Here is an 8,371-nt window from a genome sequence, read left to right as displayed (position 1 = left end):
GCACGGACACCGGGCTCGCGGCGATGTCGTCGCTTCGGCCGACGCTCGGCGTGCGCGGCGCGTCGGTGCCGGCGGTGCTGAACGCGGTGCAGCTGGTCGGCTGGGGCTCGTTCGAAATCATCGTGATGCGCGATTCCGCCGATGCCCTCGCCAAACAGGCCTTCAATCTGTCGATGCCGCTCGTCTGGACGCTGATCTTCGGCGTCCTCGCGACGGTGCTGGCGATCAGCGGCCCGCTCTCCTTCGTGCGACGTTTTCTGCGCACCTGGGGCATCTGGCTGCTGCTGGCGGGCGCGGGCTGGCTGACGTGGAATCTGCTGGCGAAGCAGCCTATCGGCGAGTTGATGGCGCGGCCGGGCAACGGCGAGATGGCGTTCGGCGCGGGCATCGATCTGGTCGTGGCTATGCCGCTGTCGTGGCTGCCGCTGATCGCCGATTACACACGCTTCGGGCGCAGCGCGGGCGGCACGTTTCGCGGCACGCTGTTCGGATACGGCATCGCGAATCTGTGGTTCTATGCGCTCGGCGCGGTGTACGGGCTCGCGGCGGGCGGCGGCGATGCGCTGCTGACCGTGGCCTTCGCGCAGGCGGGCGGCGGCATCGCGCTGCTGCTGATTCTCATCGATGAAATCGACAACGCGTTCGCGGATATCCATTCCGCCGCGGTATCGACGGGCACGTTCTGGGCGCGCTGATCGTCGCGATGGGCAAGTATCAGAACTTCCTGCTGCTGATCGGCTCGGTGTTCGCGCCGCTGTTCGGCGTCGTGCTGGCGGATCACTTTATCGTGCGCAAGCGTCGCATCGATGCCGCCGCGCTCGCGGATGTCGGCGGGCGCTACGGCTATTCGGGCGGCTGGCATGTGAGCGCGTTTATCGCGTGGGCGATCGGCATTGCGGCATATCACGCGATCAACCAGTGGCTGCCGAATCTCGGCGCGACGCTGCCTTCGCTTGCGCTGGGCGCGGTGGGATATCTGGTGCTGGTGTCGACGCGGCGGGCGGCGTTGGCGTCGTGAGCCTCAAGAGGCGGGCATACGCCCTACGCCCGCCTCTGCACCCCCGGCAACACACACAACAACTCGAACGCCAGATTCGCCCCCAGCAACGCCGTCGTGCCGAACGGATCGTACGGCGGCGCGACTTCCACCACATCCGCCCCGACGATATTCAGCCCCCACGCGCCGCGCACGATCTCCAGCGCCTGCGGCACCGTCAGTCCCGCGATCTCCGGCGTCCCCGTGCCCGGCGCGAAGGCCGGATCGATGCCGTCGATATCGAAGGTGAAGTACACCGGCCCGTCGCCCATTTGCGCGCGCACTTCGTCCATCAGCGGCGCGAGCGACTTGTTCCAGCATTCTTCCGTCTGCACGACGCGAAAACCCTGCTCGCGGCACCAGTCGAAATCGCTCGCCTTGTAGCCGGTGCCGCGCAAGCCGATCTGCACGACGCGCTCGCAATCGAGCAAGCCCTCCACCGCGCGACGAAACGGCGTGCCGTGCGCGATCTTCTCGCCGAACATCGTGTCGTTGACGTCGGCGTGGGCATCGACGTGAATCAGGCCGACCTTGCCGTGCCTCGCGTGCATCGCGCGCAGGATCGGCAAGGCGATGGTGTGATCGCCGCCGAGCGTGATCGGCTTGCAGCCGTGGGACACGATCTCGCGATACGCGCGTTCGATGCGATCGATCGAATCGAGCAGGTTGTACGGATTGATCGCGACATCGCCGATATCGGCGACGCGCAGCGAATCGAAGGGCGCGGCGCGCGTCGCCATGTTGTACGGCCGCAGCAGCACCGATTCGCTGCGCACCTGACGCGGCCCGAAACGCGCGCCCGTGCGGTTCGAGGTGCCGAGATCGAACGGCACGCCGACGAAACACACGTCCAGCCCGACGGCGGAGGCGACTTGCGGCGGCCGCATCATCGTGGCGATACCGCCGCAACGCTGCATCTGATTGCCCGACAGCGGCTGCGGACGCCCCGCGCGATGATCGACGAAATACGAGCCGAAGTGCTCGGCGGGCGCGAAAAGCGAAGACGTCTTCGTAATTCATGGCGATAAATGAGCTCGAAAGAACCGGTTCGAGCATTAATACCCTTATCGCGAGCAAGATAAAATAGCTCAAAAATCAACTTCACATCGATCTTCATCGATGTATCGGCGCGCGCCATGTTCTCCACGCTTTCGGATCTGGATCTGCGGCTCGTCCGCGTATTTCTCGCCATCGTCGATGCGGGCGGCGTGTCGTCCGCGCAGGCGACGCTCAACGTCGGACAGTCGACCATCAGCACGCAACTGGCGACGCTCGAAGCGCGCCTCGGCTACCGGCTGTGCGAACGCGGGCGGGCTTCGCGCTCACCTCGCGCGGCGAACAGTTCGTCGATGCCTGCCGCACGCTGCTCGCCGCCATCGATACCTTCGATTCCACCGCGCGCAATGTCGGCAGAAAGCTGGTCGGTACGATGACGCTCGGCATCATCGGCAGTACGCCGGTGAGGGCGAACGCGCGCATCAGCGAGGCGATCGCCCGCTTCCGCGCCCGCGACGAATCGGTGCGCTTCGCCGTGCTGGTGCGCTCGCCGGGCGAGCTCGAGGAAATGCTGCTGGCCGATCGCATCCAGATGGCGATCGGCTACTTCTGGCATCGCGTGCCGTCGCTCGACTACGCCGCGATCTTTTCCGAAGACCAGCTGGCGTATTGCTCGCGCGCGCATCCGCTGTTCGCGCAAGCCGGTTCCGTCGATGCCGCGCACGCCGCCGATTACGCGTGGGCCTGGCGCAGCTATCCGCTGCCCGAAGCGGCCGCGCTTGCGCCGCGCAATATCGGCGCGGTCGCCGACAACATGGAAGCGGTCGCGATGCTCGTGCTGTCCGGACAGCATCTCGGCTATCTGCCCGAGCACTTCGCCACGCCTTACGTGAAGGACGGTTTGCTCGCGCCGCTGAATCCGCGCGCGATGCGCTATCGCGTCGGCTTTCAGATGGTCACGCGCACGCGACGCACGCGCGGCCCCGCCGATGCAAAACGCGAAATCGTCGATGCGTTCATTGAGGATATGGCCGCCGCGCATCGCTAGCGATCGCCTATTTGACTGCTACAGAGCAATAAATTAAACAGTCCAAATGCCCGAAAGCCAATACCAACAAGACTTTCGGCCGATCCTGTAAAAATCCGTTGATCCAATAATCGGACTTATCTTATGATCGTCCGACGATTCGCCTTGCGCGATTAAGACTCGCCAGGCGATCGTGCTTACTCGAACAACAACAGCAGTCCTTCTTTTCGCGTGGGAGAAAAGATGAACGCAGCAAAGCTACGAGTTGCAAAAAGCATCGGACGGTTGGCCGTGGCCTGCACGGCAGCGGGCGTGTGCGCATCGGTGTCGGCGTACACGATGCCGGGAGGAACCATCACGTTTCACGGGGCGCTGTACTCGCCGCTGTTCATGATCGGCGCGCGTTCGGCGGCGCAATCGGACGGCTTCGTCTCGCTGAGCGAAACCGCCGTCGATGCCACGGGCGCGCACGTCGCGTCGGTGAGTTTCGATGCGCTGCCCAACAGCGCGCCGAGCGCCGAGGTCTCGATTCGCGCCGCGGACGGACGCGCGAAAGCGGGCGCCATCGAGACGCGTTTTATCGATGGCCACGGCCGGCGAATCGCGTCGAAAGCGGGTGCGTTTCACGTCGGCGCGGCGGGCGGCGTCTTGTCGATGCGAGGAAAAGATAGCGGGCCGATGACGCTCGTCACGACCTACAACTAGATGGCCGCGCGTGCTATGCGATGAAGATCAACCGTTGATCACGTCCGCGCCCTTCGGCACGGTGAATTTGAACGTATCGCCCTTGATCGGCGGGTTCTTTTGAATGTTCGAGAACGTCAGCAGCGTGACGTTGCCGAAGACGTCGTGCAGTTCCATTGCCTGCAGATTGCCGTCCTTGAAGCCGATGCCGACCGATTCGAACTGCGTGTCCTTCGCTTTCGGCTTCAGTTCGAGCCAGTCGATGCCGCCCTTCTCGCCCGCATCGCGCAGCGTGAAGTTCTTTTCCAGATCGTTGCTGCCGAACAGGATCGCGGCGGGACTTGCGCCCAGCGCGCCGCCGAGCGTGCGAATCGTGACCTGATTCAGGTCCTTGTCGTAGACGTAGAGCTTGTCGCCATCGGCCTGCAGGATTTGCGAATACGGCTTGTCGTACGACCAGATGAACTTGCCCGGCCGCGCGAACATGAACGTGCCGCTCGACGTCTGACTCTTCGTCGGCATCGCCGATGCGCTCGCGCCGTTGTTGGCCTTGCCCGGCTGCTTGACTTCCTGTTGGGTGAAATCGCCGCGCGCCGCGTGGACTTGCGACACGAACGCCTTCAGTTGCTCGGTGCCGCTCGCGAACGCGTGCGACGCGATCATCATCGACGACAACAACGCCGCGCCGACGATCTGCTTCAACCTGTTCCCCGCGTACTGCTTCATGCTGTAGTTCTCCAGATAATGCTCATTCCGCATCGCGCGCCGGCGCGAGAATCTCGCGGTTGCCGTTCGACGACATCGCCGACACGAGCCCGGAGTTTTCCATCTGCTCGAGCAGACGCGCCGCGCGGTTATAGCCGATGCGCAAATGCCGCTGCACCAGCGAAATCGATGCGCGCTTGTTCTTGATGACGATCTCGACCGCCTGATCGTACAGAGGATCGGACTCGCCGTCGCCCGCGCCGGTTCCGCCGCCCGCCGAGCCTTCGTCGCCTTCGCCCGCGAGGCCGCCTTCCAGAATGCCTTCGATGTAATTCGGCTCGCCGTGCTCGCGCAGCTTGTCGACCACACGATGCACTTCCTCATCCGACACGAACGCGCCGTGCACGCGCACCGGCAGACCCGTGCCCGGCGGCAAGTACAGCATGTCGCCCATGCCGAGCAGCGATTCCGCGCCCTGCTGATCGAGAATCGTGCGCGAATCGATCTTCGACGACACCTGGAACGCCATCCGCGTCGGCACGTTGGCCTTGATCAGGCCGGTGATCACGTCGACCGAAGGCCGCTGCGTCGCCAGAATCAGGTGGATGCCGGCCGCGCGCGCCTTCTGCGCGATCCGCGCGATCAGTTCCTCGACCTTCTTGCCGACGACCATCATCAGGTCGGCGAGTTCGTCGATCGCCACGACGATATTCGGCAGGCGCGTGAGCGGTTCCGGCTCGTCCGGCGTCAGGCTGAACGGATTCGGAATCTTCTCGTCGCGCTTCTTCGCGTCATCGATCTTGCTGTTGAAGCTGGCGAGATTGCGCACGCCGAGCTTGCTCATCAGCTTGTAACGCCGCTCCATCTCAGCGACGGTCCAGTTGAGCGCGTGGCCCGCCTGCCGCATGTCGGTGACGACCGGACACAGCAGATGCGGAATGCCTTCGTAGACGCTCATTTCGAGCATCTTCGGATCGATGAGGATCAGCCGCACCTGTTCCGCGCTCGCCTTGTACAGCAGCGAGAGGATCATCGCGTTGATGCCGACCGACTTGCCCGAACCCGTCGTGCCCGCGACCAGCAAGTGCGGCATCTTGGCGAGATCGGCGCAGACCGGATTGCCACCGATGTCCTTGCCCAGACCCATCGTCAGATTCGAATTCGCCGATGCATACACTTCGGAGCCGAGAATCTCCGAGAGCCGGACCGTCTGACGGCGCTGGTTCGGCAATTCGAGCGCCATGAAGTTCTTGCCCGGAATCGTCTCGACGACGCGAATCGACACCAGCGACAGCGAGCGCGCCAGATCCTTCGCGAGCCCGACGATCTGGCTGCCCTTCACGCCCGTCGCCGGTTCGATTTCATAACGCGTGACGACCGGACCCGGATACGCCGCCACCACGCTCACGTCGACGCCGAAATCCTTCAGCTTCTTTTCGATGAGACGCGAGGTGTATTCGAGCGTGTCGGCGGGAATGGTGTCGTGAGTCTTGGGAGGCGGATCGAGCAGCGCGAGCGGCGGCAGCGTGGAATCGCCCGGCAGGTCGGTGAACAGCGGCACCTGCTTTTCCTTTTCGGCGCGCTCGGAACGCGCGGGCGTCTTGACCGGCGGAACGATCATCACCGGTTCGTGATCTTCGCTCTTCGCGCGCGAACGCACCACCTTGCCTTCGCGTTTCGATGCGGCTTCCTCGCCGAGCTTGCGATCGCGACCTTCCTCGCGACGCAGACGCGCGCCGGTCACGGCATTCATGATGCCGTCGCCGACTTTCTCGCAGACGGAGAGCCACGAGAAACGGAAATACAGCGACAGCCCGATGCCGAGCAGAATCAGCAGCAACAGCGTGCCGCCGGTGAAACCGAGCGCGTGCGAAATATGCCGCGCGACCAGATCGCCGACCACGCCGCCCGGCGCGCGCGGCAACTGGACCTTGAGCGACCACATGCGCAGCGCCTCGATACCGTCGCTGGCGAGCAGCACGAGCACGAAGGCGAACGCTTCGGCAAGCCAGGTGCGGTCCTTCGGCGCGTCTTCATCGACGACCGGCGGTTCAGTAATGCGCCGATAGTTCGCGACAATGCGTCGCGCCAGCAGCACGACGAGCCACCACGCGGACATGCCGAACACGAGCAGCAGAATGTCCGACGTGTAAGTGCCGACGCGTCCCGCCCAGTTCGATATGCGATCGACGCTCACCGCATGCGTCCAGCTCGGATCTTTCCGGCTGTACGAGAGCAGCGCCATCACGAGAAACAATCCGAGCGCGACCTGGAGAATCCAGCGAATCTCGGTAAAGAGCCGCGACATGCGGTGCGGCAATGCCTGCGGGCTCGCGGAATAAGTAGCTTTGGCCATTGATTCGTTGTCGCCTGTTCGCGGCGGCGCGCGATCACGCCGATGCCGCATAAAACGGTGACCTATTGTAAACGCTGCATTGCGATGCACGGCGTAAAACCGCCGCGACGCTTGCAACCTGTAACACTCGTGACGCGCGCATCACACTTGCGCAAGACGCGCGGATCGACGCGTTTTATGCGGCGAAACGCTTTAAAAGGCGCTATCGCGGCAATTGAAAGGTTCATTCGGAAGGCTTTTCCGGCGGCCTTTATAATCGTTGTTTTGCATCAAACTACGATTCACTGGAGGCGCGGGCCGTCGCTCGAACGGTGGCCGCCACGCCGCTGGCGTCGATATTGCTGCCTCGCTGCTATCGTCGCGCGGCTTCGGGTCAAGCGCCTTCGCATCGACTAACAATTACGGAAGAAACGCCATGTCATCGCCCAAACACGCCAAAGTGCTGATTCTCGGTTCCGGCCCCGCAGGTTACTCGGCGGCCGTCTACGCGGCGCGCGCGAACCTGTCGCCGCTGCTCATCACCGGCCTGGCTCAAGGCGGCCAGCTGATGACCACCACCGACGTCGAAAACTGGCCCGCCGATCCGTCCGGCGTGCAGGGCCCGGAACTGATGCAGCGCTTCGAGGAACATGCGCGCCGCTTCAATACCGAGATCGTGTTCGATCACATCCACACGGCTAAGCTGAATGAAAAGCCGCTGCGTCTGATCGGCGATTCCGGCGAATATACGTGCGATTCGCTGATCATCGCGACCGGCGCATCGGCGCAATATCTCGGCATGCCGTCGGAAGAAGCGTTCATGGGCAAGGGCGTGTCGGCCTGCGCCACCTGCGACGGTTTCTTCTATCGCAACGGCGAAGTCGCGGTGATCGGCGGCGGCAACACGGCGGTCGAAGAAGCGCTGTATCTCGCGGGCATCGCGAAGAAGGTGACGGTGATTCACCGTCGCGACAAATTCCGCGCCGAGCCGATCCTGATCGACCGCCTGCTCGCGAAAGAAAAGGAAGGCGTCGTCGAAATCAAGTGGAATCACGTACTCGACGAAGTGCTCGGCGACGATTCCGGCGTGACCGGCCTGCGCGTGAAGAACACGCAAAACGGCGACACCACCGATCTCAAGCTGCAAGGCATTTTCGTGGCGATCGGTCACAAGCCGAACACCGATCTGTTCGTGAACCAGCTCGAAATGAAGAACGGCTACATCATCACGAAGGGCGGCACCAGCGGCAACGCGACGGCCACCAGCATCCCCGGCGTGTTCTCGGCGGGCGACGTGCAGGATCACGTGTATCGCCAGGCCATCACCAGCGCGGGCACGGGCTGCATGGCCGCGCTCGATGCACAGCGCTATCTCGAATCGATCGACGAAACGCCGACCGCGCATTCGATGAGCCACGAAGCGGATCGTTAAAGGTTAAAGCGCCATGCGCGGCGGAGCGAGCCGATTGCGGTAGGGATGTCCATTACTGAACACCCCCCGCACAGATCCCGGCGTGCCCAATTTAGGCACCGGGCTCCTACCTTGAGTGCTTGACGACAAAGCGCCGATCAGGCCATGGATGAAGAA

General features: G+C 63.4%; 5 protein-coding genes and 2 pseudogenes. 4 read left to right on the top strand and 3 right to left on the bottom strand.

Going from position 1 to position 8,371, the window contains the following annotated elements:
• Positions 1-1,018: pseudogene (locus BVER_RS25900) on the top strand (cytosine permease); the annotation flags it as partial.
• A gap of 23 nt (positions 1,019-1,041) precedes the next feature.
• Here BVER_RS25900 and speB read toward each other — a convergent pair.
• On the bottom strand, positions 1,042-1,953 hold the full coding sequence (gene speB, locus BVER_RS25895; protein WP_232316790.1) for an agmatinase: 912 nt from the start codon (positions 1,951-1,953) through the stop codon (positions 1,042-1,044).
• A gap of 219 nt (positions 1,954-2,172) precedes the next feature.
• Between speB and BVER_RS25890 the strand changes: the two are divergent.
• Together BVER_RS25890 and BVER_RS25885 are read left to right on the top strand one after the other, a co-directional pair.
• A pseudogene (locus BVER_RS25890) lies at positions 2,173-3,080 on the top strand (LysR family transcriptional regulator).
• Between the two features lie 222 nt (positions 3,081-3,302).
• On the top strand, positions 3,303-3,764 hold the full coding sequence (locus BVER_RS25885) for a hypothetical protein (RefSeq protein WP_157056225.1): 462 nt from the start codon (positions 3,303-3,305) through the stop codon (positions 3,762-3,764).
• Positions 3,765-3,791: 27 nt separating this feature from the next.
• Here the strand turns inward: BVER_RS25885 and lolA are convergent, their stop codons facing one another.
• Both lolA and BVER_RS25875 read right to left on the bottom strand, forming a co-directional pair.
• Positions 3,792-4,469: an outer membrane lipoprotein chaperone LolA gene (lolA, locus tag BVER_RS25880; protein WP_050455699.1), complete on the bottom strand. Its 678-nt coding sequence runs from the start codon at positions 4,467-4,469 to the stop codon at positions 3,792-3,794.
• A gap of 22 nt (positions 4,470-4,491) precedes the next feature.
• Positions 4,492-6,804 carry a DNA translocase FtsK gene (locus tag BVER_RS25875; RefSeq protein ID WP_050455698.1) on the bottom strand — a complete coding sequence of 771 codons (2,313 nt, stop codon included), beginning with the start codon at positions 6,802-6,804 and terminating at the stop codon, positions 4,492-4,494.
• A 415-nt stretch (positions 6,805-7,219) separates the two neighbouring features.
• Here BVER_RS25875 and trxB point away from each other — a divergent pair, with 415 nt between their 5' ends.
• Positions 7,220-8,215 carry a thioredoxin-disulfide reductase gene (trxB, locus tag BVER_RS25870; RefSeq protein ID WP_050455695.1) on the top strand — a complete coding sequence of 332 codons (996 nt, stop codon included), beginning with the start codon at positions 7,220-7,222 and terminating at the stop codon, positions 8,213-8,215.
• Positions 8,216-8,371: the final 156 nt, after the last annotated feature.

It is taken from the genome of Candidatus Burkholderia verschuerenii, from assembly GCF_001189365.1.
In the GTDB taxonomy this organism is placed as follows: Bacteria; Pseudomonadota; Gammaproteobacteria; order Burkholderiales; family Burkholderiaceae; genus Caballeronia; species Caballeronia verschuerenii.
The sequence above is the reverse complement of the archived record's forward strand: the minus strand, read 5'-3'. Positions and strand labels throughout refer to the sequence as shown.